This is a genomic window from Wolbachia endosymbiont (group A) of Chalcis sispes (genome assembly GCF_964026765.1).
Lineage (GTDB): Bacteria > Pseudomonadota > Alphaproteobacteria > Rickettsiales > Anaplasmataceae > Wolbachia > Wolbachia pipientis.
The window spans coordinates 710,732-736,677 of record NZ_OZ034697.1; the positions used below are offsets into that span (position 1 = coordinate 710,732).

The 25,946-nt window shown below is 35.2% G+C and carries 20 protein-coding genes and 2 pseudogenes; 5 read left to right on the forward strand and 17 right to left on the reverse strand.

Going from position 1 to position 25,946, the window contains the following annotated elements; all coding sequences use genetic code 11:
* Positions 1-8: 8 nt before the first annotated feature.
* From AAGD72_RS03595 to AAGD72_RS03605, 3 genes are all read right to left on the reverse strand, one after another.
* Entirely contained in the window at positions 9-143 is a 135-nt protein-coding gene (locus AAGD72_RS03595) for a hypothetical protein (protein WP_007548353.1), read from the reverse strand.
* Positions 140-274: an IS3 family transposase gene (locus tag AAGD72_RS03600; protein ID WP_007548354.1), complete on the reverse strand. Its 135-nt coding sequence runs from the start codon at positions 272-274 to the stop codon at positions 140-142. Before AAGD72_RS03600 ends, AAGD72_RS03595 begins: the two co-directional genes overlap by 4 nt.
* A 105-nt stretch (positions 275-379) precedes the next feature.
* On the reverse strand, positions 380-1,090 hold the full coding sequence (locus AAGD72_RS03605) for a class II aldolase/adducin family protein (protein ID WP_010082280.1): 711 nt from the start codon (positions 1,088-1,090) through the stop codon (positions 380-382).
* 280 nt (positions 1,091-1,370) lie between these two features.
* On the opposite strand from AAGD72_RS03605, the gene AAGD72_RS03610 reads away from it, so the two are divergent.
* A complete protein-coding gene (locus tag AAGD72_RS03610) occupies positions 1,371-1,994 on the forward strand; it encodes a hypothetical protein (protein ID WP_341814596.1) in 624 nt (207 codons plus the stop codon).
* Here the strand turns inward: AAGD72_RS03610 and tsaB are convergent.
* The 3 genes from tsaB to AAGD72_RS03625 form a co-directional block, all read right to left on the reverse strand.
* Positions 1,989-2,564, reverse strand: coding sequence for a tRNA (adenosine(37)-N6)-threonylcarbamoyltransferase complex dimerization subunit type 1 TsaB (gene tsaB / locus AAGD72_RS03615; protein WP_007548508.1), 576 nt, complete (start codon positions 2,562-2,564; stop codon positions 1,989-1,991). The genes AAGD72_RS03610 and tsaB overlap by 6 nt on opposite strands.
* Positions 2,564-3,694, reverse strand: a complete 1,131-nt coding sequence (locus AAGD72_RS03620) for a cation:dicarboxylate symporter family transporter (protein ID WP_341814597.1) — start codon at positions 3,692-3,694, stop codon at positions 2,564-2,566. The genes tsaB and AAGD72_RS03620 overlap by 1 nt, the downstream gene beginning before the upstream one ends.
* Positions 3,695-3,822: 128 nt before the next feature.
* Complete coding sequence (locus tag AAGD72_RS03625) at positions 3,823-4,812, reverse strand: ribonucleotide-diphosphate reductase subunit beta (protein WP_006280119.1); 990 nt, start codon at positions 4,810-4,812, stop codon at positions 3,823-3,825.
* 131 nt (positions 4,813-4,943) lie between these two features.
* Between AAGD72_RS03625 and AAGD72_RS03630 the strand changes: the two genes are divergently transcribed.
* Positions 4,944-5,282 carry an outer membrane protein assembly factor BamE gene (locus AAGD72_RS03630; RefSeq protein ID WP_006279908.1) on the forward strand — a complete coding sequence of 113 codons (339 nt, stop codon included), beginning with the start codon at positions 4,944-4,946 and terminating at the stop codon, positions 5,280-5,282.
* 697 nt (positions 5,283-5,979) lie between these two features.
* On the opposite strand, the gene AAGD72_RS03635 is transcribed toward AAGD72_RS03630, so the two are convergent.
* The gene (locus AAGD72_RS03635; protein WP_006280120.1) at positions 5,980-6,600 is read right to left on the reverse strand and encodes a hypothetical protein; all 621 of its coding nucleotides are present in this window, start codon (positions 6,598-6,600) and stop codon (positions 5,980-5,982) included.
* A gap of 172 nt (positions 6,601-6,772) precedes the next feature.
* On the opposite strand from AAGD72_RS03635, the pseudogene AAGD72_RS06395 reads away from it, so the two are divergent.
* The 3 genes and pseudogenes from AAGD72_RS06395 (at position 6,773) to recO (ending at position 8,725) form a co-directional block, all read left to right on the forward strand.
* Positions 6,773-7,796, forward strand: a pseudogene (locus tag AAGD72_RS06395) (PDDEXK nuclease domain-containing protein).
* A 76-nt stretch (positions 7,797-7,872) separates the two neighbouring features.
* Positions 7,873-8,019 (forward strand): hypothetical protein, encoded by a 147-nt coding sequence (locus AAGD72_RS03650; RefSeq protein WP_007548499.1) that lies wholly within the window; start codon positions 7,873-7,875, stop codon positions 8,017-8,019.
* Positions 8,003-8,725, forward strand: a complete 723-nt coding sequence (gene recO / locus AAGD72_RS03655; RefSeq protein WP_065094880.1) for a DNA repair protein RecO — start codon at positions 8,003-8,005, stop codon at positions 8,723-8,725. The genes AAGD72_RS03650 and recO overlap by 17 nt, the downstream gene beginning before the upstream one ends.
* Before the next feature lie 13 nt (positions 8,726-8,738).
* On the opposite strand, the gene AAGD72_RS03660 is transcribed toward recO, so the two are convergent.
* The 10 genes and pseudogenes from AAGD72_RS03660 to AAGD72_RS03705 all read right to left on the reverse strand — a co-directional run bounded on the left by AAGD72_RS03660 (position 8,739) and on the right by AAGD72_RS03705 (position 25,875).
* A protein-coding gene (locus tag AAGD72_RS03660; RefSeq protein WP_341814578.1) for an IS5 family transposase occupies positions 8,739-9,528 on the reverse strand; the annotation gives its coding sequence in 2 pieces (ribosomal slippage) (positions 8,739-9,266 and positions 9,268-9,528; 789 coding nt in all).
* Between the two features lie 856 nt (positions 9,529-10,384).
* Positions 10,385-11,767, reverse strand: a complete 1,383-nt coding sequence (locus AAGD72_RS03665; RefSeq protein WP_341814598.1) for a PleD family two-component system response regulator — start codon at positions 11,765-11,767, stop codon at positions 10,385-10,387.
* Positions 11,739-12,035 carry a hypothetical protein gene (locus tag AAGD72_RS03670; protein WP_213862879.1) on the reverse strand — a complete coding sequence of 99 codons (297 nt, stop codon included), beginning with the start codon at positions 12,033-12,035 and terminating at the stop codon, positions 11,739-11,741. The genes AAGD72_RS03665 and AAGD72_RS03670 overlap by 29 nt, the downstream gene beginning before the upstream one ends.
* Positions 12,036-12,039: 4 nt before the next feature.
* Entirely contained in the window at positions 12,040-16,773 is a 4,734-nt protein-coding gene (locus AAGD72_RS03675; protein WP_341815123.1) for an NAD-glutamate dehydrogenase, read from the reverse strand.
* A 27-nt stretch (positions 16,774-16,800) separates the two neighbouring features.
* Complete coding sequence (gene clpB / locus AAGD72_RS03680; RefSeq protein ID WP_341814599.1) at positions 16,801-19,362, reverse strand: ATP-dependent chaperone ClpB; 2,562 nt, start codon at positions 19,360-19,362, stop codon at positions 16,801-16,803.
* A 969-nt stretch (positions 19,363-20,331) separates the two neighbouring features.
* A pseudogene (locus AAGD72_RS03685) lies at positions 20,332-20,577 on the reverse strand (PD-(D/E)XK nuclease family transposase); the annotation flags it as partial.
* Between the two features lie 62 nt (positions 20,578-20,639).
* Positions 20,640-22,469 carry a translational GTPase TypA gene (gene typA, locus AAGD72_RS03690; RefSeq protein WP_341814600.1) on the reverse strand — a complete coding sequence of 610 codons (1,830 nt, stop codon included), beginning with the start codon at positions 22,467-22,469 and terminating at the stop codon, positions 20,640-20,642.
* 97 nt (positions 22,470-22,566) lie between these two features.
* Positions 22,567-23,163, reverse strand: coding sequence for an orotate phosphoribosyltransferase (gene pyrE, locus AAGD72_RS03695; protein ID WP_341814601.1), 597 nt, complete (start codon positions 23,161-23,163; stop codon positions 22,567-22,569).
* 3 nt (positions 23,164-23,166) lie between these two features.
* A complete protein-coding gene (locus AAGD72_RS03700) occupies positions 23,167-24,351 on the reverse strand; it encodes a dicarboxylate/amino acid:cation symporter (protein ID WP_341814602.1) in 1,185 nt (394 codons plus the stop codon).
* Between the two features lie 198 nt (positions 24,352-24,549).
* Complete coding sequence (locus AAGD72_RS03705) at positions 24,550-25,875, reverse strand: dihydroorotase (protein ID WP_341814603.1); 1,326 nt, start codon at positions 25,873-25,875, stop codon at positions 24,550-24,552.
* Between the last annotated feature and the right edge of the window lie 71 nt (positions 25,876-25,946).

Sequence of the window (25,946 nt, forward strand, 5' to 3'; positions counted from 1 at the left end):
AGAATACTTTACTCTTTTTCTTTGCCCAGGGCTTTTTTTAAGATGTCTCTTTCTCTTGTTAGTTCTTTTTTTAGATCAAATCTTTCTTTGTTATAAGGAGCCTTTGCCTGGAAATGCGTATGCTCCAGACATTTTTCCATCATATTTTCTTACTTAACATACTGCCATCTATACCTAGATCTTTTGCTATTTTTGTACTTGCTTGACCTGTTTCTTTAACCAGCTTAACAGCTTCTAATTTGAACTCTGCTGTATATTCTCTTCTATTTGTCATATTTTGAAAAAACGTTTTATTTTACTCCAAAAACGTCTTAACTTTCTCTCTACTTTTTCTGGGTAAGGTCACTACTTGGATGACAGATAGTAGTGCGAAAGTCTCTTACAACTTACTTTTAATTAGTCTAACCCATGCGTGCCAATCCCTCTCACCAAGATTGCTTTCAAAAGATAGGAGATCCTTTACAGCTTTTGAGCAAATTTCTTCACTTGGAATTGATAACTCCTTATTCATTGCTAACGTTAAACATTGAGTTTTGCACGCTTGTTCTAAATGATACGAGTAAAACATTGCTTCTTGTATAGTCCGACCACACGTTATAGATCCATGATTACGCATTAACATGACAAAATTTTCTTTCAGATCAGCTATTAACCTCTTTCCTTCTGTATCGCTAAGTGCTAGGGAATTATAATTATGGTAAGAGATTTTATTGTAAAAGTGCAGTGCCCATTGACTTATAGGAAGCAGCCCATCTTTGAGAGAAGAAACCGCTACAATAGAAGGTGTATGCAAGTGAAAAATTGCTTGAATATCTTTCCTTGCTTGATAAACAAAACCATGAATTATATAGCCAGTTCTATTATATTGATATTCTTTGCCTTCAATTACATCTCCATCAAATGATACTTTCATTAACGAACGTTCATCTACTTCATCAAAACGCATACCAAACGGATAAATATAAAACGACTTTTGATCTTCAGAACGCACTGAAAGGTGAGTATATGTATGATCATCGAACTTAAGGTAGGACAAAATCTGATAGGCATAGACTAGATCCCTTTTTACTCTGCTCTTTGTTAACAACACAATCCTCTGTTAGAATCTTCTGAAGGTTTATACGCGAAAAGAGACTTGTAGTAAACTAATAAGTCTATGCCACTCTGTCTTGCTTTCTGAATACCAAACACTTTTGTGTTGTAGCTTGCTTAAAAATAGTTATCGTTATTATAGAGTTTATATACAGAATTTATGTTTTTAAATTACATAATATCTTAACTACAAAAATAATTTTCTATATAATATTTCATATGTTTTAAAGCTTCATTTTTATGTTATTATAAATGTAAGTTTCAAGATTGAAAATAATATGGTAAATATTAACACAAAAAAACAGCCAGCAAGATTTTTCATATATCTCTCTGGTCTTTCGGGAAGTGGTAAACTTTCCACAGCAATAGAATTATCTAATATGATAAACGCATTAATTGTAAATAGTAAGTTCTATAACAATGTTCAAGCTTGCTCTATATACGATGGTGTCTTTGAACGTGATCAAATACCTAAAGAAGTTCAAGATAGAATATATGGCATTATGCAAATTATGCTTCAGGTAATAGAAAATTATCCGATTCACTCAAAAAATTACATATTTATTGATGAGTTGATGGAAAATAATGACCAGAACATGAGGATGTATGATTCAATAGTAAGGCTTAGTAAAAAAATGAACACAGAAATCCTTCCTGTGGTACTTAGGTGTGATCTACCGACATTACAAAAGCGTATTGCATTAAAAAGGCAAAGAAAAAATAGGAAGGTGATTAATCTAAATAGCATTGTAGAGAAATTTAGGACTGACGATTTATTTATACCACCAAGTGCCATAGAGATAGAAAATTCAGATATGAGTATAAAAGAAGTAGCTCAAGAGATAGTAAACCAGATGCACAAGCTTAGTAACATTGCATGTACGCGAAAGAATAGTCTATAATGATTTCATATACTGAGGCTCATTTAAATATAGAGCTTCAACTTCATTTAATTTTTGCTTGTTCCCTAATCTATAACGGACTAATAGCCCTGCATGGCTAGCATTTAAATTGCAATCCATATGTGTACTGCTTGTAGCGTGACACTGGGATCCAGGTGCAGATAGTGGCAATAAATTGAAATCAAATAACTGCGTATAAAACCCTTGAGCATTTTTGACTATAGCTCTGATATTTTTTTTGTTATTCGTACAAAGCAAAGATATTGCGTAGGCTTGAACTTCCAGCGCACTAACTCCGTATAATGGCTTATTTGTAGCAAGATTTATACCTTGTGCAGCTGATATACCAACTCTAATTCCAGTGAAACTTCCTGGTCCAACTACTACCACTAAATGATCTATTTTATCATAATTATAGTTGTGCTTATCAAACAAAGTATTCAGAATTTGAAAAAATGATTCTGCATGATTGTTGCTGGCGGAATTGTGCTCTACAAAACAGTTACCATCATAATCAACTATTGCTATTGAACTACCAATACCTACAGTATCAATCGCTAAAATAGACATTACTTAAGCTTATCATAGAGTGTTGTAAACATTATAGCAAAGGCACCATTACCCATAACGTTTGCTGAAGTGATTATTGGATCAAACACTATATACAGTGCTGTGATTAACGAAAGCATTTCTGGAGAAAATTTGAGGTATTTCTCAAGAATAGGTAGCATTACCATAATTCCTCCTGCCGGAACTGCCACGATAGCAAACTTAAATAACAAAAAATAGAGAAGGAAAGTTACATAGTCTGTTGTGCACAATGAATAACCGGAGGCAATTATCATTGATAATATTATAATAAAAAAGCAATCACCTACTAAATGAAAGCTAGCAGTTATTGGCACAACAGACGATGCTATGTCAGGTTGCTTTACATTTTTTTTGCTTCCTTCAAGAGTAAGCGGCATAGTTGCATTACTAGACATTGTGCTCATTGCAGTAATAAATGCCGGTATCATATTGCCTATACTAGCTATCCAGCTTGTGATCTTGAATGAATTTGCTGCTCCATATAAGAGGAAAACATAAAGGTAGGTTGCAGATGCTATAATAATGAAAATTATTGAGTAATCCTTAAATATTATAGATAAAACTTGATCATGCTGCATTTTTAAAGCAAGCCCAAGTACAAATATTGGAATAATCGGCGTCAAAAACGTCTTCAAAATAAAGAGAGTTAAATCTAACATTTTGTTCGAAAGCTCTCTGCTTTTTTTGGGTAGCAGTGTGGACACTACTATGCTGGACACAAATCCACAAGCAAGGGCATAAAAATTAGAAAGCAATGCAGGCAGTCTAAACGACCATAAGGGAACAATTGTTTCTTCATACGTTATATCTTGTATTGAATAAGTGTTTTGTATGATAAAATGCCCAACAGAATAAGCTATTAAACTTGAAGCCAGATTCGATAAGAAGATCATTATAATAAGTAACAATATGAACTTTATAGCTGACTGCTTAAGATTGTTAACACTGCTAAAGATTAACGCAAAAATAATAAAAGGCATTATAAATAGCAAAACCTCTTTTATACTAAGGCTCGTTGAGTACAAGAAGGTTTTTACTTCCATTGGAACTAAATGACCAAAGAATGCAGCTGAAGTGATGACCGTGAGTAAGATTAATAGTTGTAGCACGTTCTTATATACCAATGTCCTATGGACATATATATGGTAAGTTAGTTGTTAAGTAAAGCAAAACTGTCTAAACTGCACAGCAAATGGTGTAATGAAAGTGGAATGACAAAAAAGAGTGAAATTAGCATTCACTTATTATTCGTGTCATTTTCAGTAAAAGCTTCTTCCCACGTGCCTTGAGTTGCTGCGCGGCTATACTCTGTTACTCTATTTTCAAAGAAATTCGTATGTTCAACGCCATTTAGTATTTCATCAAGCCACGGAATAGGATTATCATTGACATCATATATGGACTCAAGACCTAATTGCATTAACCGTCTGTTTGCTACGTAGCGTATGTAATTGCGCACTTCTTCTGCGGATAGTCCTTCAACATCTCCTAAATCAAAGGCAAGCTTTATGAATTCGTCCTCAAGTTCAACGATGGTGCGACATGCAGAATATAATTCCTCTTTAAACTCGTTGTCCCAAATTTCATTATTCTCTTTAATAAATGTATTAAATAACATGATAATTGAATTGGTGTGCAAAGTTTCATCACGGGCTGACCAGGCAATTATTTGTCCCATGCCTTTCATTTTTCCAAAGCGTTGAAAATTGAGCAAAATTGCAAATGATGCGAATAACTGCAACCCCTCGGTAAATGCACCAAACACCGCTAGAGTTTTAGCTACATGTTTTTTATCGTGTTTTTTGCTTTCCTCGAATTCTAACATGTATTCATACTTCTTTCTCATAGCATCATACTTTAAGAATGCTTGATACTCGCTTTCTGGCATGCCAATTGTGTCTAAAAGATAAGAATAAGCTGCAATGTGTATAGTTTCCATATTGGAAAAGCTTGCAAGCATCATGCATATTTCCGTTGGCTTAAATATATTTGAATAATGCCTCATGTAGCAGTTATTTACTTCAATGTCTGCCTGAGTAAAAAATCTAAAGATCTGGGTTAGTAGATTTTTTTCTACACTTGAAAGTTTAGTTTTCCAATCCTTTACGTCATCAGCAAGCGGAACTTCCTCAGGTATCCAATGGATTCTTTGTTGCTGCAGCCACGCATCATACGCCCAAGGGTAATTAAAAGGTTTGTATATTGGATCTGCTTCTAACAATGACATAAGACACCTATTATTTTCTAAAGTAAATATTATATTAAGTGATATTGAGAATCAGTCAATTTAACTTTTTTGAAATTTGACGGCAGATAATTTATTAGTGTATTATAGCTTCAAGTAATTTATCAACAGAAATGCGAGTATTAATATCTTTTATTTTATTATTTACAGTGAGCTGCACTCACACTATTCACAATCACGGAGCTCCTGGCATTAGTGTTGAATTGTGGAGCAAGATAAAAGTAGGTGACGATAAAGAAAAAGTGGTTCACACTTTAGGATCACCAACATTAGTATCAAAGTTCGATGACAATGTTTGGTACTATGTCTCATATAAAATTAAACAAGCCAATTTTTTAGGAAAAAGGAAGTATAGTAGTAAGTCTCTGCAAATTTCATTCGACCAGGACGGTAAAGTTGAAGATACAAAAGAAACTGACATCTTAGAGAGATCTTTGGCTGTTTCTGATTGAAAGTTTGCTCAGATCTTCCTACGTCATACCGCGGTTCATTCCATAACTGTACGAACATTGCGATTTGGGCCTACCAGAAGGGTGTCATGAAAGTAGCTGACACTAGTTCCTTTATGACGGCAGTGCCCAGACTACTTGGATCCAGGAAACTTAATTGCAAGTAATGCATTGGGTTTGGTAAGTATGGGTTTTGCGTTATAGAATGAAGCACTTTTGGTGAATTTGTAAAGAAAACTGGATCCCAGTGGGCTTTGTTGCATCGCTAGCTATGATGGATTAAAGATAAAAAAGATAGCGAATATCAGTAGCTTATTATTCTGGTATTTATAACAAGAACGGTCAGTGAATACCTAAATTTGAGTAAAAGAAATTTCACTACCACTCACTAATCTGGCTAAAATTCAAGAATTTCAATGCTTTAGCTATTTTCAATAGAATTAAATTTATTAATATAAATAATAAATTACTATTCTTAAATTTGATCAGATTGATTGCAAAAAAACAAGATTTTCAATAGGTTGCTTATAATCCTAATTATAGTTAGCCTTTCATAAGTAGCGATGCAACAAAGCCATCCCAGTGTCAAGCACTGGGATGACACCATTTGTTGTAAACTCACTTTTACTCTATGGTTATACTACCTTGCTGCTATCCTGAACGGATACAGTGGGCTTATTAAATTATAGAATTACTTTAGCTATAGAATAAAATCTAGTGTTACTTCACGCCAAATGTGGTGGTGCTGAGTAGGCAAGCCGGTCAATGGGCTACATTTATATACTGCACGCATTGCATTATCTGCTATCGACCTGAAAAGTGGATTATTTCGATAGGAATCACTGTCTGCTACATCCGCCATAATTATCTCGCCTTGACTGGATAACAATAAGTTAATTTTTATATTAAAATTTTCTTTGTAAGCTATGCTTTCAGGAATGCTCCAGCATTTTGTGAGCTTTTCTCTTATAGAGTTAATAATTTCTGTTACAACTAATTCATCCTTTTTGCTCTCAACGCTTTTTTCGTTTCCTATTTCATTTTTTGCCCCTCTAACATCCCTTCTTAGTTTTTTCTCTACACTTTTTTTTCTTTTTGGAATTGGAATGAATTCTTTACCCTCGTTAATAATGACTTCTTCTTGCATTTCGATAATTTGCCTCGGTTGTGCTACAACAGTGTGCTCAACTATTTCTTTTTTCCTTTGTGGTATAGGAACAGCTAACGTATCATTCGTTTGGGCTTTTGTTGAAGATAACGAAAAAAGCAAAAAACAACATAAAGACAAAAAAAGAATATAATTCGAATAGAAAAAACGCATATGTTAAGCAGCTTGTTTTACTGGTTTAAAGCTAATATTGCACGTAAAGTCAATATATTTTAGTTGATGGACGAGTTTGAAGTCAATAAGGAATCCCTTCAAAGCTGAAGGCAAGCGAAAGATTGTCTTCTCGACAGACAAAGGAATTGTATAATGGATTAAAAGGAACCGTATGACAAAAATTATAGCAAAAGAATATACAGAATTTTTAGAGCAATTGAAGGATCATATTGCAACAAACCGTTATAAAGCAGCACTTGCAGTAAATAGTAAGCTTATTTTGCTTTACCACCATATTGGTACAGAGATCCTAAAACGCCAAAAAGAACATACCTGGGGAGCTAAGGTAATTGATCAATTAAGTAAGGATTTGAGAAGTACATTTCCAGAAATGAAAGGCTTTAGCATGAGAAATCTGAAGTATATGCGTAAGTTTGCCGAAGAATATCCTGATGTTGAATTTGTGCAGGAGCCTCTTGCACAATTAACTTGGTATCACAATATCACTCTTTTGGAAAAAATAGAAAGTCATGAAATAAGATTATTTTATGTAAAAAAAGCTATTGAACATACGTAACATTATGGTGATGCAGATAGAACTTGGACTACATAAACGTCAAGGAAAAGCAATAACTAATTTTAAAGAAAAATTACCATCTCCACAATCCGATCTAGCACATTACACATTAAAAGATCCGTATATTTTTGATTTTTTAAGTATAGGTAAGGATGCTCATGAAAGAGAAGTAGAAAAAGGACTCGTAGGGCATATGGAAAAATTTCTGTTAGAACTCGGTGAAGGATTTGCATTTGTTGGTAGACAATTTCATTTAGATGTTGGTAATAAAGACTTTTATATTGATTTATTATTCTATCATTTAAAGTTACGTTGCTTCGTAGTGATTGAACTAAAAGATAAGGATTTTAAGCCGGAATATGCTGGTAAAATGAATTTTTATCTTTCTGCAGTTGATGATTTACTGAAGCACTCGACAGATCAACCTTCTATAGGGTTAATCTTATGTAAATCTAAAGACGATGTACTTGCTAAATATACACTCCGAGACATGAACAAGCCAATAGGGCTAGCAGAATATCGAATAACTGAAAATCTACCAGAGAACATAAAAACAGCTTTACCGACGATAGAAGAATTAGAAGCTGAATTATCCAAAATTTCAGACGAGGAAAAGTAATGTTACTAAAATCATTCAAACAATTATTTAGCAAACCAAAAGCTCAGTATGAAATGCATCAGGCTCAGGAAGAAGAGTGGCAGCCAATAACTTACTCTCTCATAGCCTTGAAACTTTGGAAGCAAACAGTAACGGAGTAAGTGATTTTTATGGATTACACGCTCTAGGTGCACTATCCTATATATCATACGGTCAATACACTCTAAATGAGATGGAAAGATGAAGGCATCATTATAGCTGCTAAAAAATACGGCGATAAAAACTTAATTCTTTCTCTGTTTACAAAAAATCATGGAAAGCGCAGGGGATTAACTAAGCTAACAAACAATAGCAATTATAAGTTTCAGATAAGTAATCTATTACATGCAGAATGGAGTGCTAAGTTACCTGAAAATCTAGGTTTTTTTAAGTGCGAATTAATCGAATCTCCATTCCATCATTTCTTTCAAGATAGGTTAAAAAGCATTACTATTGTTTCTTTCTCCTCTATTTTAGAAAAAGTGCTTCCAGAAAGTGAACCCTGTGCCATGCTGTATGACAATTTTCGATATTTCATCGATGTAATTAAACACAACAATCAGTCTTGGCAAAGCCATTATCTTAACTTAGAGCTTCTGCTTCTTACGCAATTGGGATTCAAGTTAGACTTATCCAAATGCGCTGTAACAGGTGTTAAGGAAAATCTGCAATTTATTTCTCCAAAAACTGGTAGAGCAGTGTCAAAAAAAGTAGGAGATTATTATGCAGATAAACTCCTACCTTTTCCACAAATGTTGCATGATGTATACAATAATACCCTACAAAACAGCTACTCATTCCAAGAATTTCAGTTAGGACTGAAAGTCACAGGATATTTTTTAAATAAGTATCTATTTTTGCAGTTAAACGTGAAATTTCCAGAGCTGAGAAACCTCATGTTGTCGCTTTAATCTTAGAACCTGTTTAAAATCTTCGTAATAGGAGAGAAATGAAGGAAAGGACAATCATTTGCAAGCTGGTATTGAGTTTACGTTCGCAATTTTTCCATAGCCGTCTACACTTTTCTAACCAAGCAAAAGAACGCTCAACAACCCATCTCTTTGGCAATACAACAAAAGAATGTAATTCACTGCGCTTTATTACCTCAACAGTTGCACCAATAATATCTTTTATTTGGGTTGCAAAAATTTTTCCTGTGTAGCCTGCATCAACCAATATATTTTTGACTTCAGAAAGGGTATCTTTAGCATTTTCAACCATTCTTACAGCGCTACTACGATCAGTTACTTCTGCTGTTGTTACATAAATTGCATGTGGTAGACCTTGAGTATCAACTGCAATATGACGCTTTATGCCTGAAATCTTTTTACCTGCATCATAGCCCTTTTTTTCAGCAGTATCTGTGTTTTTAACACTTTGAGCATCAATTATACAGAAGCTAGTTTTCTCTTTCCGACCATTGTTGATACGGATCTCTCCAACCAATTTTTTTTAAAACTAATTCCAACAAACTTGGTTCTTCTCCATTCTTTTTATTCCACATTTGAAAATAGTAATATACGCTTTCCCACCTTGGAAAATCTTTTGGCAACATTCTCCACTGGCAACCACTTTTTAGGACGTATAACACTGTACGAAATACATCATACAAATCAAGTTTTCTTGGTCTCGTTTTCTTCCTGCTACTCTCTAGTATTGGTCTGATTTTTTCAAATTGCTCTCGACTTATATCACTTGGATAATTTTTACGCATAGATATACCTCATTCTTAATCTACCACTATTTTACCTCATCTCTCCGAGATTTTAAACAGGTTCTTAGCAGTCCTACGTCATACCGCGATTCATTCGCGGTATCTCTTAGCATAGATCCAGCTAACAAGTAGCGGGATGACGAACTTATCGTCATGCCACCGCGAACCGTCATACCGTGATTTATTCACGGTATCTCTTAGCATAGATCCAGCTAACAAGCAGCGGGACGACGGTTGTCAGGGTGTCATCCCAGCGCCCCTATGATGTCATCCCAGTGCCCAGACACTGGGATGGCTTTGTTGCATCGCTAGCTATGATGGATTAAAGATAAAAAAGATAGGGAATATCAGTAGCTTATTATTCTGGTATTTATAACAAGAACGGTCAGTGAATACCTAAATTTGAGTAAAAGAAATTTCACTACCACTCACTAATCTGGCTAAAATTCAAGAATTTCAATGCTTTAGCTATTTTCAATAGAATTAAATTTATTAATATAAATAATAAATTACTATTCTTAAATTTGATCAGATTGATTGCAAAAAAACAAGATTTTCAATAGGTTGCTTATAATCCTAATTATAGTTAGCCTTTCATAAGTAGCGATGCAACAAAGCCCACTGGGATCCAGAAAAGTTTGCTTGTGAACAAGCAAACTAGCATGGAAAGTGGTTACAACGTTTTCGATGAGATTATATGGAAAACTGGATTCCAGTGTCAAGCACTGGAATGACAAGGTATAAACCTTATCGTCATGCTGCCGCGAACCGTCATACCGCGATTCATTCGCGGTATCTCAGCATAGATTCCGCTAACTAGTAGCGGAATGACGGTTGTCGGTAAACTTAAGCCACTTTAGCTATAGCCAGTAACCACTCTATTTCTACCACTGTTTTTTGCTTTATATAAATATTTGTCGGCACGTACTATAAATTTTTTAATATCATCAAAGTCAGATCCTTGCATTTCTGCAATTCCAATGCTCACAGTTACATTATGGGTTGTATTTTTATCCGCAAGTACAAAAGGTTCTTTAGCAATAATTTTTCGTATTCTCTCCGCAATAGTATACGCATCTGATACATTGGTATCTGGCATTACAACAACAAACTCCTCACCACCAAACCTAGCTAGTAAATCTGTCACTCTGATATTTTCAGAAATTCTTTTCTGTATTTGCTTTAAAAGTTCATCTCCAGCACTATGCCCAAAACTGTCATTCACTATCTTAAAATAGTCTATATCAAGTATCATAAGAGACAACCTTCTATCCTTTTCCACAGAGTCCTTAACAATGTTTCTTAAGTGTGCATCAAAATATCTTCTATTATAACAGTTAGTTAATGGGTCCTTTATAGACATTTCCGCATTATTAAATAAATTCATTCTCAAGGCATCTTGATATCTTTTGCGTTTTACTTGCGAATTAACCCTTGCTATTAGCTCACCCTCATCCAAAGGTACTGTTAAATAATCATTAGCACCTACATCAAGTGCTTTTACTAAATTGTTTTTATCATAATCCTCAGAAAGAATTAGAATTGGTGTATAACGTGTTTCCACCTTACTACGAAACCCAGAACACAAACGCAAGCCGTCAGTTTTTGAAAACTGCATATCAGAAATGATCAAGTCGTAATTATCCTTAATACCAACCTTTAATGCCTCTATTGGATCACTCAGTATTTTAATTGACCTAAAGCGTTGCTTTAGTACATTATATATTTGCTCTGCCTGAAAGACGTCCTCATCTACAACAAGTATGTTAGCATCAAAAATCTGATTAGAATAATCCATAATACTGTTTCCTGCGACTCCACCAATCTCAGCGTTGGTTTCTCCTCTTAAACGCAATTCATCTATAATCATTTTTAAGCGCGTGAGAGACTTAATTCGTGCAGATAAAGCAGTTTCGTTTATTGGTTTAGTCAGAAAATCATCCGCGCCAGCATTAATACCTTGCACTCTATCATGAGTGTCATGCAGTGCAGTTACCATAATTATTGGAATATGGGTTGTCAAGGGATCACTCTTTAGCTCCTTACAAACTTGAAAGCCATTCATCTTTGGCATCATGATATCAAGTAATATAATATCAGGCTGTTGCTTTGCTACTAAATCTATAGCTTCTTCACCATCATGAGCTACGATAACCGTATAGTACTCTGCTTTTAGTCGAGCTTCTAAAAGCTTGACATTAGATAGTACATCATCTACTACCAGAATCTTCGCTGTCATTATCTTTAGATGTATTATCTATATCATAAGTAGGATAAAGCTTACCATTTTTACCAACTATGTAATTTACTTTCTCAGTATTACACTCTTTATATAAGTCTTCAATTCCGGCATCCTTCAATAACCTTTTGGCTTTTAACTTTACAATTGTAAAATACCTATATATAGTCTTAATAAAATCAATAAATACAGGTACCTTATTTTTATCAAGAACAATTATGCTCACTAAAGCTACAACTAAAATTTCTGAAAGACCTATATTGAACATTTTCCTATGAAGCAAGTACTTTAATCCTTCTGATTATAAATATTAATTTGCTTAAATCAAGTTTAGAAGCAACCATCTCATCTAAAAAACTATTATAACGTTCTATGTAGTCCTTATCATTACAAGCCCAGGTTTGAACCTTATCTTCGGGGTTATCAGTAGCTTTTATGACTTTAACAGCTAGCTTGTGATGGTAATTGCTTAAATCGTCCAATAAATCATTAACTAAGCTGCGATCCCAATAAGAAGAGCGGCTTTTCATCTTGATGGCAATTGTCCTAATCAGATCGAATCTTAACAGCGACTTTAACTCAAAGTATATTTTACCAGCATCAAGAATGGACAAAGATGTCTGTTCAGCAACAGATATAATATCCAGTGCATAAGTAAGAACGCACAGGTCAGCAATTTTTTTTGCTAGATCTTTATCTATATTAAGTTCCACTAAAGAAGTGTATCCATGATTATAGACCTTTAACAGGTGTTCATCTAAAACATCATGGCCTAAAGTTTCAATTGCATCTTTAAATTTTGTAACATCATCCAATTCTACAAAGCTAAGATTTTTTACTAACCAAAACGATACTCTGCCAATAAATTTCTGCACATTTCTCACTATTTGCAAGTATGAGTTAATATCAATTTTTCCATCCAATTCATCAATTTTCTGCCACAGGTTATTTAAATCATATAGGTGGTTAACAACAATATATATGTTAACTGCTTCGTGTACCTTAATTCCAGTATTCTCAACTAAATTATTAATAAATATACAGCCCATCCTATTTACAACATCATTTGCAATGCAAGTGGAGATAATTTCTCTACGAAGTTGGTGTTTTAATATGAAATCCTTAAACTCTGTTAACATCTTTTTAGGAAAATAACCTAGCAAGTAGTCATTAGATATAAGGTCTTTTTCAGGCAGATCGGAATGTATAATTTTATTTTTTATTGCTGTTCTAGCATAAGATATTAGAATAGAAAGCTGAGGAGAACTGAAACCTTCTGCACCGGTTAACATCCTTGCTACCTCTTCGTCAGCTGGAAGAAATTCTACGCTTCGGTTTAACAGCCCAGATTTTTCTAAACTGAGCAGTAACCTGTGGTCCTGCTCCAATCTCTCTTTAGCTTGCAAACACTCAAGAAGTAATGCTTTTGTTTCAATTCTGTTGTGGTTCTCAAGCACCTTGGATGCAACTTCATCCACCATACTTGCCAGTATTTCATTCCTTTTTTCTAAAGAAATACCCCCTGCTTTCATAGCTGAAACAAATGCAATCTTAATGTTAACTTCAAGGTCCGAACATATCACTCCGGCTGAATTATCAACAAAGTCTGCATTGATATATCCACCTTTTTCAGCATATTCTATTCTTCCAAACTGTGTACAACCAAGATTTCCACCCTCTATAAACATAGAAGCTCTAATATCTTTACCATTCACTCTTAACTCATCGTTTGCTTTGTCACCGACCATGCTATGATTTTCACTCTTTGCCTTAACAAACGTGCCAATTCCTCCATTCCATATGAAGTCCACTTTTGCTTTCAATAGATATCTAATCAAATCACTTGGAGGTAGCATATCTTCTGTTATATCAAAGCACTTTTTTATTTCTTGAGAAATGTTTACTTGCTTACTGCTACGCTCAAATACTCCTCCACCCTTAGAAATCAAATCTTTATTATAATCCATCCAAGTTGAAAATGGTAACTCAAAGAGACGTTTACGCTCTGTGAAACTCTTTTCTGCATCAGGGTTTGGGTCAACAAAAATATGCATATGGTTAAATGCGCCGATTAAATGTATATTTTTTGAAAGCAGCATACCGTTTCCAAATAGATCGCCAGCCATATCTCCAATTCCAATAACAGTTGTATCCTGGTAAATATCCTTATTCATTTTCCAAAAATGCCTCTGTGCTGCAATCCATGCACCTCTGGCTGTAATACCCATTTTTTTGTGATCATAACCTGCTGATCCACCAGATGCAAATGCATCGCCAAGCCAAAAATTGTATTCAGAGGCTATCTGGTTGGCATAATCAGAAAATGAAGCAGTGCCTTTATCTGCTGCAACTACCAAGTATGGATCGTCTTCATCATACCTAATCACATTCTCTGGTGGAATTATTTCACCATCAACCACGTTATCAGTAATATCAAGCATTCCTCTAATAAAACTCTTATAGCACTCAACACTTTTCTCTCTTAAAGTATCTTTGTCTTTATAAACTTGCTTAATTACAAACCCACCCTTTGCGCCAACAGGGACAATAACCGCATTTTTTGTCATCTGAGCTTTCATGAGCCCCAAAACTTCAGTGCGAAAATCTTCCGTCCTATCCGACCACCTTAAGCCACCACGGGCTAATTTCCCTCCTCTTAGATGTATTCCCTCAAAAAGGTTTGAATAAATATATAATTCACGATACGGACGAGGATCAGGCAAACCATTCACTTTACTTGAGTCAAATTTTATGGATAAGTAGGGTTTATTATCTTGATAATAACTGGTCCTTAAAATAGCCATTATCAAGTTAAATATCGAGCGCAAAACGTAATCATGTGAAACATTGCTGATCTCTTTTAGAAGTTCCTCAATTTTTTCTCTGACAATGTCTGTAGTTTCTGCTCTATCAATGTCTATGTTAGGATCAAATCTTGCATGAAATAGTTGTATCAAATACTTTACTACTTTTGGATACTCTGAGACTACCTTTTGGATATATTCTGGGTTGTAGTTAAATGACGTCTGCTTTAGATAGGCACTTAGCGCTCTAATCAGAAGCACTTCCTTCCACTTGAGCCCAGCAATAATGATCAAACTATTGAAATAGTCATTTTTAATTTCCTTGCTAAACACTTTCGCAAGTGTTATTTCAAATTGCTCTTTTAGAGTAATGTTGTCTATTAATTCATCGACTCTTGACAACACAAAATGGTGTATCCATATTCCACCGTTAATTTCTATGTAATAGCCATTATGAGATAGAATTTTAGCTCCCAAATTCTTAGTGATCCTTAATATCTTCGATAATTCAAGGCCTCCATTGTTTGGAGTATAAACCTTTAATTGATAATTAAGATTATCACGAGTAAGTCTTAAATCGACCTCGCTAACTCCTTTCTTCCTCACTATCTCCAATTTTTTCATATCGTAATATGCGTCATGAGGTTCGAAACTCTCTTGATAGCTTATTGGAAATGCCTTGCAATAACGGATGAATATATCCTCAACAGTGCTAAAAGTATTGTATAAATTGTCTATAAAACGATCTTCCCACTTTTCTGTAATGTTTCTTAATTTGTTTTCGATACGCAAAACTTCATCATCAAGAACGCTAGCATTTTTGGTCTTTAGCACTACATGCAATTTCATCAAATCATATTCATTGATAATGTGATTGTTATAAATATCTGAACTTCCTGCACTTGTCTCATCCTTCAATATGTCACGTATCTTGAACATTAGCCTAGCGCTAGCATAACGCATCGGTATCAGCACTATGCAACTAATAAAATCCCCGACTCTTCTTAAAAATAATCTGACCCTTGGCCTAATCGCAAGAGACATGATCGAAATGCAAATTTTAAATAATTCGTCTTCATTTGATTGGAATAATTCATCACAAGAGAACACTTGCAAAATAGAAATCAAAGCTTTATTGTTGTGGCCCCCGGTTACAAATCCTGCATTTTTTTCTATAACTTTAACTTTATCTTTTATTATTGGAATAGTTCGAATATCTTGGACCTCCGCTACAGAAGTAAATAGCCCGAAAAAACGCCGTTCCTTTACTACATTACCCTGGTCATCAAATTCTTTTACTCCTATACAATTCATGTATGTACGCCGATGGACTATTGAGATTAGATCTGATCTCAATATGTATAGGGAATCAAGGTTTGCAGAAGGAATCAACGTACTTTGACCTACTCTCATCAGGCCAAGGTCCTTTTTGCCATCACAGACGAGTTTTTCATCTTTACCAGCAATATATTCTTGATAACCTAGAAATACAAAATTATTATTCTTTAACCAAACTAGAAAATCTTTTTGCTCTTGATTTCGGTCTGGTGTCATTCCAGTGCGTGACACTGGAATCCACGTGTCCTTTTCCTGGATCCCAGTATCAAGTACTGGGATGACAGAAAGACTTGCCTCATCAAGTTTCTTAAGCATTAAGTGCCAATCTTTCACAACACAATTAACTGCTTTCAGCGTTTTTTGTAGAGATTCTTTTAATGTATCAACAAAACTGTCACTTATACCTTTGATAATTACATATATAACTGACTCTTTTATTCCATTACTTTCTTCCAAAGGGTAAATCTCATCTATTAGGCCATCTTTTCTTTTAATGTTAATTATGCTGTTGCTGTAATAGCATATGGTTAAATCGTGCGACTTAATAGTTGTAATAACGGAGTCAACCAAAAATGGCATATCATCGTTTATTATCTTAATCGTGGTAAAATCGCCTTCTATTTCTGGTATATCATCTATATTACTTACTACTAACTTACTTTCATCTTTCTCTTTTTGAGAAACAAAATTGTAAGCATCGTTTACAATATATAGCAAAAACTTATCATTGGCTTTTAGGTCGCTTTTATAAACAAAACTATAAAAATACTTAATAAATTTTTTAATTTTTTCTTTATCTTGCTGATTTTCTTGATCAGCTAACTTAAATAAAGACTCAGTGTCAACATTATGATCTATACACATTTTTTTTAACAAAAATACACAGTGAACTTAAACCTTTTTAACTAAGATTTCATTATCAAGAGCGTACACTATTAGTTCATCATTTTCTACTACTTCCCCCGATAAAACTAATTTAGCTAAATTATTTTGAATACACTCTTGTATCACCCTTTTTAGGGGCCTTGCTCCATATTCAGGGTCATAGCCAGTTTGTGCTATTAGTTCTTTAGCTTCCTGCGACAAACTTATACTCAGTTTACGCTTAGCAAGTGTTTTTTGTAAATAAGAAAATTGAACATCTATAATTTTATAGATGTCATTTCTGGTTAAACTGTGAAATATAATAATTTCATCCAGTCTGTTTAAAAATTCTGGACGAAATGTTGATTTAATTATCTGCATTACCTCATCTTTTACAGACTCAGCAATCCCCTTTAGCATTATCTCAGCACCAAGATTAGAAGTTAAAATCAGTATGGTATTGCGAAAATCAATCAATTTGCCATGACTATCAGTGAGTCTCCCCTCATCCAAGATTTGCAGCAATAGATTAAATATATCTGGATTTGCCTTTTCTATCTCATCAAATAAGATTACCTGATATGGTCTTCTCCTCACTGCTTCAGTTAATCTGCCACCTTGTTCATAGCCAACATACCCTGGAGGCGCGCCAATTAACTTTGAAACAGAATGTTTTTCCATATATTCTGACATATCAAAACGCAAAAGCGCTGATTGATCGTCAAACAGAAATTCAGCAAGGGCTTTTGCCAATTCTGTTTTTCCAACTCCGGTTGGACCCAAGAATAAGAATGAACCAAAAGGTCGATTAGTATCTTGCACACCAGAGCGAGAGCGCCTAACTGCATTACTTATCGCTTCTATTGCATCTTTCTGCCCTATTACTCTTCTTCCTATTTCATTCTCCATGTTGAGAAGTTTTTCCTTTTCGCTGTGCATCATGTTATCAACTGGAATTCCTGTCCACTTTGAAACAATGTTTGCAATATCATCTCCAGTCACTTCTTTCTTTAAGAAACTATCAGTAACCTTTTCCTGATTTTTTAATTCATTCTCAAGCTGAGGAATCACACCATACATCAGCTCTCCTGCTCTTCCCAAATTCCCACTACGCTGAACTAATTCCAACTCTTTTCTAGCGTTATCTAATTTTTCGGCTGTTTCTTGTATTCTAGCTATTTTATTCTTTTCCATCTGCCATTTGCTGTTCAAGTCAGCAAATTTACTGTTTAGATTTTTGATCTCTTCATTTATCTTTTTTAAACGCTGTTTAGAATTTTCATCACTTTCTTTTTTTAAAGCCTCTGCTTCAATCTTTAGCTGTATAACCTTTCTCTCAAGTTCATCAATAACTTCAGGCTTGCTATCCATTTCAATTCTCACCCTACTTGCTGCTTCATCAATCAAATCAATTGCTTTATCAGGTAAAAACCTATCTGTTATATATCTATTGGACAACGTTGCAGCAGCAATTATTGCACCGTCTGTAATTCTTATACCATGATGCACCTCATATCTTTCCTTCAAACCCCTGAGTATTGAAATGGTATCAGTTTCAGTTGGTTGAGAAATAAACACAGGCTGGAAACGCCTTGCAAGCGCAGGATCTTTTTCTATATGCTGACGATATTCATCTAAAGTTGTGGCTCCTATACAGCGAATTTCTCCACGCGCAAGAGCAGGCTTCAGCAGATTCGAGGCATCCATTGCACCACTTGTTGCTCCTGCTCCAACTAAAGTGTGCAATTCATCGATGAATAATATAATTTTTCCCTCCGCTCTCGAAAGCTCATTAATCACTGCTTTTAACCTTTCTTCGAACTCTCCTCTAAACTTAGTCCCAGCAATTAATGCGCCAAGATCCAAGGCTAAGACTTTTGCATCATGCAAACCAAGTGGTACATCGTTTGCAACAATTCTATTTGCAAGCCCCTCAACTATTGCAGTTTTTCCAACACCAGGTTCACCGATCAGCACTGGATTATTTTTTGTCCGCCTCAGTGATACCTGCATAGTTCTTCTGATCTCTTCGTCACGACCAATTACAGGATCAAGCTTTCCTTGCATAGCAAGCTCTGTAACATCTTTTGTATATTTCTTTGCCGCGTTTAATTTTTCCTCACTGTTTGGCGAGTCCGCACTGCTGCCCTTTCTCATTTCTGCAACAACTGAGTTCAGTTTTTGTGGAGTCACACCATTCTCTGCCAGAATTTTGCCTACAGTATCATCTTTTTGTGCAGTGAGGCCCTGCAGTAAACGCTCAACAGCAACAAATGAATCTTTATTTCTCTTTGCAATACCAATTGAATCTTCAAAAACTTTTGCTATTTCTCTTGAAAGTTGAAGGCCACCACTTCCTGGACCTTCAATTACTGGCAACTTTTTTATTGCGCTATCCACAGCATCAGAAATACTTTGCACACTTCCACCACAAGCGTTTATCAAATCCTGAACTAAACCTGATTCATCTTCAAGCATCACTTTTAGTAAATGCTCAGGCATAAAAATCTGATGCCCAGCTCCCAACGCTTTCATTTGAGCACTTTGAATTAGACTTTTTGCTTTTTCGGTAAATTTATTTAAGTCCATAACACCAGTTAAATTCGTATTTGCTGATGTATATAACAACTGATTTCATAAATTTAAACCTAAAGTTGTTTATTGTTAGGTATGAAATTTAAAACTTTCTTAAAAAAGGAACTATCATAGTAACCATACAAATATCTTGTATCTCAAGACCTTTGGTTTTTGTTGCTGAAAATGGTTGTATTATTTAAGTTATTAACAATATACAATACTAAGTTAATGTAATTTATTTGGAGATGACAGGAAAATTTATTGTAACTTTATATTTTAAATAGAATAAAGTTCTTTTGTTAGTATTGTCCTTTTTGTAAAAAATATCCCTAATTTCTTCATCATTTCTGTGGGTAAGGTCATCTGCTTCTCTACCTCAAGTGGTTAACAAAGTTTCTTGTCACGAGGGACCAAATGGAAATCTGCTCGTTTTCACGCGAATTAATGTTACAAATTCTATACATTTCGTTACAAAATGGCATTCGCTTTCTCCATTATCCTTTACCTGCATTTTCATCAGCGTTCCTTGCGGTTTGCTTGCCATATAGGCGGAAATACAGGCTTACCCTGTTCCTTCTGTCATACAACAGTGGGTTAGGTGACTTCTCTATACCGGTGATTTGCGTACATCCAGAAATGAAAAATGTCACATTACCTTTTGGTCGGAGCTTATCAGCATCTTTAGCTCTTTAATCGTTACGATACTTATGAAGCTTCACTTACGTTCACCATACCACTAAGCCTAGCTCTCCAACCACATGATGCTTGTAGTTTATGCTCCTTTCACGATTGAGCATCTTCTTTTTCAAGAGGAGGTTCATTGTCCGCATCGCTTGGCACCAACCGGTTACCCGATTCGCACTGATGCGTAGACTCAGATGGCAAAACATCTGGTTTAATAAGTTTTAGAACTCTTTTAGTTTCTTTCTGAAGGAATTCCTCTCCTTTTAAACAATATGACCGAAGACTTTCAGGTCGCACCATTTCAATAATTAGCTGGGTTCCAGCAGAATCAGTACAGAAAACATCAACAATACTTTGTTTTTTAGAGGCAATCTCAGCATCCATGATAGTGCTGAGAAATTCTATTTCTTCTATTTCATCTTTGCCAGCGAAGCCCAATATATCATTGAGAAAGTGAATGAGAATATCTTTATTTTTCTCAGTGCCAAATATTCTCTTGAACGCGAAATTGTTTTTTGGATCGAGAAATTTCGAAAAGGCCATAATTAAATACAATTAGGAGACGAATAATTATACACTATTTTTCGCAAATGTTCAACCTCTGATTACTCCTTATTCTTTGCCCTTCCTGCACGCTTACGTTCATTTGGATCAAGGAATTTCTTGCGTAAACGTATAGATTTTGGAGTTACTTCCACCAATTCATCATCATCTATATACGCTATCATATCCTCCAGTGTCATTATCTTTGGTGGAGTGAGCTTTATAGCTTCATCACTACCTGAAGCTCTTACGTTTGTTAATTGCTTACCCTTTAACACATTTATCTCCAAATCATTGTCACGGCTATGCTGGCCGACAACCATGCCACAATATACCTTATCCTGTGGCTTAATAAACATAATTCCCCTATCTTGCAAATTGAAAATTGCGTATGCTACTGCTTCACCCTTATCAGTGGAAATTAAAACTCCATTGCGCCTTCCAGAAATTGGACCTCTATGTGGAGCATAACTGTGAAATAAACGGTTGATTATGCCCGTACCCCGAGAATCAGTTAAAAACTCTCCTTGATAACCAATTAATCCTCTTGATGGCACTAAAAACGTTAATCTTGTCCTGCCATTACCAGAAGGTCTCATGTCAGTCACTTCACCTTTTCGGAAGCTGAGTTTTTCCATGATGATTCCACTATATTCATCATCTACATCAATTACTACTTCCTCTATAGGTTCAAGTTTTTTGCCATCTTCTTCCTTAAATAGCACTCGAGGGCGTGATACCGAAAGCTCAAAACCTTCTCTCCTCATATTTTCAATTAACACCCCAAGCTGTAGCTCACCACGTCCACCTACTTCAAACGCTTCACCGCTTGGTGCCAAAGTCACAGTAATTGCAACATTTGTTTCTGCTTCCGCATATAAACGATCCTTTATAGCAGTTGAAGTAAGCTTTGTACCTTCTTGCCCAGCAAAAGGTGAATCATTAACGCTCAGAGTAATCGCCATTGTTGGCGGATCAACTGGAGTTGAGCTTACTGCAGTTGTAACTTCTGGTGCTGCTATAGTATCTGAAACCGAAGCTTCCTCAAGTCCTGCAATTGCAATTATGTCTCCCGCCACAGCTTGTTCTACTGGAATGCGTTTCAAGCCAGAAAATGAGAGCAACTTAGTTAATCTTCCTCGTTCAATTACTTTGCCATCGAGGTCAAGCACCTTAAGATCTGAATTAACTTGTGCAACACCCTGATAAACCTTTCCTGTCAATATTCTGCCAAGAAACTTATCAGACTCAAGTAGAGTGACCAACATAGCAAAAGGTGCATTTTGATCATAAACAGAAGGTTTTATATAATCTATAACCGTTGAAAATAATGGGCTTAAATCTTTTCTTTCATCAGAAAGCTCCTTAGCACACCAGCCATTTCTACCTGAAGCATACAACACTGGAAAATCTAGCTGCTCATTAGTTGCATCAAGGTTAAAAAATAACTCATATATTTCATTTAATACTTCATCAATTCTGCTGTCTGGTCGATCGACCTTATTGATTATCACAATTGGCTTCAAATTTGCTTTTAGTGCTTTTGAGAGCACAAATTTTGTTTGTGGCATTGGACCTTCTGCAGCATCAACCAGCAGCAACACACCATCTGCCATGCACAATACCCTTTCTACTTCTCCACCAAAGTCTGCGTGCCCTGGCGTATCAATAATATTGATTTTTTCATCACTCCACATTATTGATGTGCACTTTGCAAGTATTGTAATTCCGCGCTCACGTTCTTGGTCGCCACTATCCATAACTCGCTCTTGAACTTCTTGATTCTCACGAAACGTGCCACTTTGTTTTAACATGTTATCGAGTAAAGTAGTTTTCCCGTGGTCAACGTGTGCGATTATTGCTATATTTCGGATCGATTTAAATTCGTTCATTTTCTATCATTTCAAAATTAATTTAGTAATAAGTATACATAAAATACACTTAGAGTAAATAACTAAAGCTGTGCTGTGCTTCCAAGATATTATAGGATTACTTTGTTAAATATTCTCTACTCCCAGGTTTTGTTATGGGTAGTTGTTTTAATTCACTTGGAAGTTCTTCCTCGCTGTAATTTTTGATGTTCAGTTCAATCAAAGATATGACAGGAAAAGGCAGTTTCGTTTCACTATTTCTCTTTATCAAAGAAGCTTCAGCAACAACTTTACCTCCTTTCCCTTCTGCACATTCCACTGCTTCAAGCGAAGATTTACCTGTGGTTATCACATCCTCAATAAGTAATATTTTTTCACCTTTTTTAATTTCAAATCCACGGCGTAATTCAAACTTGCCATTAACGCGCTCGCAAAACATTGTCTTTATTCCAAGCTGCCTGCCAATCTCATAACCCACAATTATTCCACCAATTGCAGGAGATAATATTAAATCTATGGAGCTATTTAATTCTTTTTTTATTTTATCTGCTAATAATGCGCAAACTTTCATGGCTCTGCTTGGATTTTCAAAAATCTTCGCACACTGTATGTATGTGTCACTATGCAGCCCTGACGACAGCTTGAAGTGGCCATGCAAAATTGCTTCTGCTTCTTTAAATTCTTTTATTATTAGGTTATTTTCGTCTAATATCATTTTTTAAGTTTCACTATTACATTCTTTATTAATTATCTGAGTTATGCAAATATCAGACCACACATTTATTGCAGTTTCAAACATATCGATGATTGTATAAATAGGCAAAATCAGTCCCATAATATGCAAAGGAACATTCATCGATACGAGATAACTGGTTGCCATAAAATAGCACCCCATAGGCACTCCAGCGTTACCAATTGCAGCCCCTGTAGCTAAAAAAATCCATATCAACATTTCGCTCAAGGAAAATGCGTATCCGTTCATTTCTGCAACAAACATTACAGTGATTAGTATAAATGCAGCACATGCATTCATATTAATTGTTGTGCATATTGGTAAAATAAAAGACGACAATTTCTTTGGCACCTTTAGCTTGTTCTGCACACATTCTATAGTTGTTGGCAATGTTGCACTGGATGATTTAGAAAAAAACGCAAGTGTGAGTGCCGGCATAACCCCTTTCAGCGTTTGAATTGGTGATATGCCTTTATACCACATAAGTAGCGGTAAGATCAGAAACGCCTGCACAAAATTTGCAGACATTATGCAAATAAAATACCATAAAAGATTGTAGAACTCGCTACCACCTTTTAATTCATGCAAAAAACATGTAATAAAAGACCAAACAGCAAGCGGAATAAATTTTAATAACCCTTGAGCAATTTTAAGTAGCGTATCAAAAAGTGCAGAGAATACTTGATATAATATATCCTGCTTTTCTTTTGAAAGTGAAACAATAGCTCCACCCATCAAAAAAGCGATTAATATGCTACCAATCATATTATTTTCAAGAAAAACTTGCACAAAATTAGAAGGAATGAGTGATTTTAAATATGAAAAATAACTGTGGTTATTGCTGTTAATACTCCCTATTGTATTACTTATGAAATTTTTTCTTGCTGGATCTATTAACAAATAAAACGATAATGCAACAAACGCAGCTATAATAGTTGTAAGCAGAGTATAAAATAGTGTTTTCTTAACTAAGACTTTGATTTCAATTGAGTCTTTGAGCCCGGAAATTGTGGAAACTATGGATAAAAAAACCAGAGGTAAGCTTATTAATTTGAGCAAGCTGATAAAGATATCACTAAATAGCTTTGCTATTTCAAATATGATTTCATTGTTTAGGTAGTAAGCAACTATTGCAAGCAGTATAGAAAAAAGTATTGCAAACTTGTGCATTGAAAATAAAACTTCAAAGTAACATTATACAATAATTTTGCTGTTTTGGAATCAGATTGATAGACAAAATAACTTTACAGATTAGGGAAAGATAAGAGGATGTGTTTATTCGGAGACAGTGTAAGATTTCTTAATTTAAATTTAGGTGCACTTAGCCCATTCTGGTGATAACAAATTGGAATAGATAAGATATGATAACTAACTCTTCTGTGAGTATACAGTTTTGCCGGACACAACAGTACGTACTACGTGTCCTTTTACTTTGCGACCATCGAAAGGGGAATTTTTTGATTTACTAGCAAAGTTGTCAGTTTTAATTTCCCATTCATGATTGAGGTCAACTAAAATTAAGTCTGCAGCAAGGTTTTTTTGTATACGACCACGTGGTATGTGTATTATATCTGCAGGCTTATATGTCAATTTTGCGAGCACATCAAGTAGACCCATTTGCCCACTGTGATAGAGTTCAAGTGAAAGGGGTAGCATTGTTTCAAGGCCAACAATACCAAATGCAGCATTTTCAAGTGGCAGATCTTTAGAACTACGATCATGCGGAGCGTGGTCAGTTGCAATGCAATCAATCACACCTGTCTTTAAACCTTCAACCATAGCTAAACGATCTTCTTCAGTGCGAAGCGGCGGGTTCATTTTTGCAATTGCCCCATGTTGTTTTACTATATCTTCAGTCAAAGTGAAGTGATGAGGGGTTACTTCGCACGTAACATTTAATCCCAAATCTTTTGCACGTTTAATAGCATCAAGTGAATCTTTTGAAGAGACATGTAAAATATGGTAGTGCACATTCTCCATATCTTTCATGAGCAGTATATCGCGACTTACCATAACCGATTCTGACGCACTTAAGATCCCCTTTACTCCCAATTCTTCAGAAATTTTACCTTCGTTGATTGCACCACCTGCTGATAAATTTAAATCTTCTGCATGTTGAGCAATAGGAACACCCAGCATACTTGAATAAAGCAGCGCCTGTCTCATAATCATTGGGTTCATAACTGGCATGCCATCATCAGTGAACCCAACCGCACCTGCTTCCTTTAAAAGTGCCATTTCAGTCAACTTTTCTTCCAAAGTGGTGATTTTAGCGTAAAATTCAACGTTTACATGTGAAGTTTCAAGTGCTCTATATTTCAAATATTTAGCCAAAACAACGCTATCAATTGCTGGAATAGTGTTTGGCTGACAAACTACAGTTGTAACGCCTCCTGCAGCTGCAGATTTGCTACCTGTATATATAGTTTCTTTATGTTCCTGCCCTGGTTCACGAAAATGTACGTGAATGTCAATAAGGCCTGGCATTAGAACAAGCCCTTTACAGTCTATTGTTTCATCGACCCCACTTGTTGAAAATAATGATTCGCCAAAATCAACAATTTTATCCCCTTCAGTCAATAGCGAACCTTTTATATCAAGTTTAGTTTCTGGGTCGATAATACGAGCATTAGTATACGCAATTTTATAGCCTTCCTTTTGCCCTGTTTGTAACAAATTCCAAGTCTGTGTCATTATATTTGAGTATCGATTATGCAATAAATCTAAAGTTTTTTTAATAAAACACAACCAAATTAAAACACAGA